At 66.8% G+C, this 1,790-nt stretch carries 3 protein-coding genes; 2 read left to right on the top strand and 1 reads right to left on the bottom strand.

Translation table 11 applies throughout. From position 1 onward, the window contains the following. Positions 1-387 precede the first annotated feature (387 nt). On the top strand, positions 388-657 hold the full coding sequence (locus tag IE321_RS41370) for a hypothetical protein (RefSeq protein ID WP_190226765.1): 270 nt from the start codon (positions 388-390) through the stop codon (positions 655-657). A 444-nt stretch (positions 658-1,101) separates the two neighbouring features. Then, positions 1,102-1,431, top strand: coding sequence for a hypothetical protein (locus tag IE321_RS41365; RefSeq protein ID WP_190226764.1), 330 nt, complete (start codon positions 1,102-1,104; stop codon positions 1,429-1,431). A gap of 141 nt (positions 1,432-1,572) precedes the next feature. Here the strand turns inward: IE321_RS41365 and IE321_RS41360 are convergent. Continuing rightward, on the bottom strand, positions 1,573-1,790 hold a 218-nt coding region (locus IE321_RS41360; RefSeq protein WP_229916874.1), incomplete at its 5' end, for an ATP-binding protein.

Raw genomic sequence — 1,790 nt, 5'->3', positions numbered from 1 at the left:
GGTGCGCACCGCTGACCGCACCACCGCACCGGGTAGGACCGCACCGGTGCGGTGGGTTGCCGCCCAACAGCCCTGCCATGCGGTCGACACACCCACCGGCCGATACCCCCAGCGTCTTCGGCCGGACCGGTCTGCCCATCACCCCTCAACGCCACCCATATCCACCTCGCCGGGTCAGGGGCGGTATGTGGGGGGCCGCAGCCATCGCTCTGCATTGCAGAGCGATGGCTGCGGTGTCGTTTGCCGGGGGGTCGAGGATCGGCGGAAGCCCGGAGGAGATCGCCAACGGGGCGGAGTGCTGGACCGTCTTCCCGGGGGAGTCCCAGGATCGTCCTCCCTCGACTGTGTACCCCGTGGTACTACTCGCGATGGAGTCTGGTCAGGGGAGTGGACGGTGTTCCGTTCCGCCTCTCGGGCCACTCGGCGCTGCGTCCCTCCCGCCGCGCCGTCGTTGTGGAGGGCGCGGGGATCGACGTCCGCATCATCCAACGGGCATTCAGCCCCGTACTCATCGAACAGGACGAGCAGATCGGCCTGTGGAGGAGCACAGGGTGGGAACTGCTGGAACCCTCGGATCTCGCGGTCATGGCAGCCTGTCTCTTCGAGTGGACCGGAGCGATGCACTTCATCCAGACGCCGGTGATCCGACAGCTGTAGAGCAAACACCGGCAGGGCTGCGTCGACGGCTGTTCCTCGTGCACGCGCGAATGCTCGAGGCTCAGTCGCTTGGGTCGCTGTTCTGTGCCGGCGGGGCCCTGGGGTGTGCTTTGTCTGTTTCGGTGGAAGTGCTCGGGAACGGTCCGATGTTGAGTAGAACTGCTGGTCAGAAGGACTGCTCCCCGCACTCGCTGGGGTGGCCCCTTGCTTTTGGACGGGGTTCGTAACGCGCGGGGATGGTCCTTCGGTCTCGCTCCCGATGTGCTCTCCCGCTCCCGGCGCTCGTGGGATGGTCCCGCGGTTCAGACGGCGTACGACAAGTAGTTCTGCTGCTCCGTGCACGCGCGGACGTTTTCGACGGTTGCTGGAATCCGCTGTCTCGACTGATCGCCGCGAGACGCGTGGCCCAGAAGTTAGGCTCTGTTCGAACGGAATCGGGGGGGGATGACGATGGAACAGTGGCCTGAGGGGCCTGTCGTTGATCCGGAGGCGGCGCGGGAACGCTATGTCTCTGATATGCGGGCATCGCGTAAGGCTCTGCGAGAGGTGGTCAGGGCCGATCTGCCGGCCGCGCACTTCGGCCTTGGGATCGTCGTCGTGGCGAGTGTGGTCGTGGGCCTGTTCGCGGGGCCCATTGTCGGAGCCCTCGTGGCTGGATCCTTTGCCGCTCTGTTCCTTGTCGCGCTGGTGGTCATGTTTCTTCGTGGCATCCGGGGGCTGGACGCCGGTCGCCGGGCCTATCTCTTCACCTTTGGCTGGGCGAACTGGGTCTAGGGATGTCATGGGTCAGCTGGCACCGGCCTGGACAGCCCGCAGGATCGTCTCCCACGTGCCGTCCGCTGGTGATCGGGCGGTGACGCTGCCGATGGCCCCACGCTCTTGGGCAGTAAGGTCCCGGCCGAGCCCGCCCCTCTCCTAGGCTGCGGCCGCTTTGCGCTTGGCGGTGGTGCTGGCGAGGCGGAAGGACTGGGTGCCGGTCTCGATGATGTGGGCCTCGAAGGTGAGCCGGTTGACGATGGCCTGGCAGAGCCGCTTGCCGGTGAAGGTCTGGTCCCACTCGGTGAACGGCCTGTTCAACTCATGGCGTCCGGCCTCGGCCACGACAACCCGCGCCTCCCCGCTGGAGGGCCGGC

The organism is Streptomyces hydrogenans, from assembly GCF_014656075.1.
Classification (GTDB): Bacteria; Actinomycetota; Actinomycetes; order Streptomycetales; family Streptomycetaceae; genus Streptomyces; species Streptomyces hydrogenans.
The sequence above is the reverse complement of the archived record's forward strand: the minus strand, read 5'-3'. Positions and strand labels throughout refer to the sequence as shown.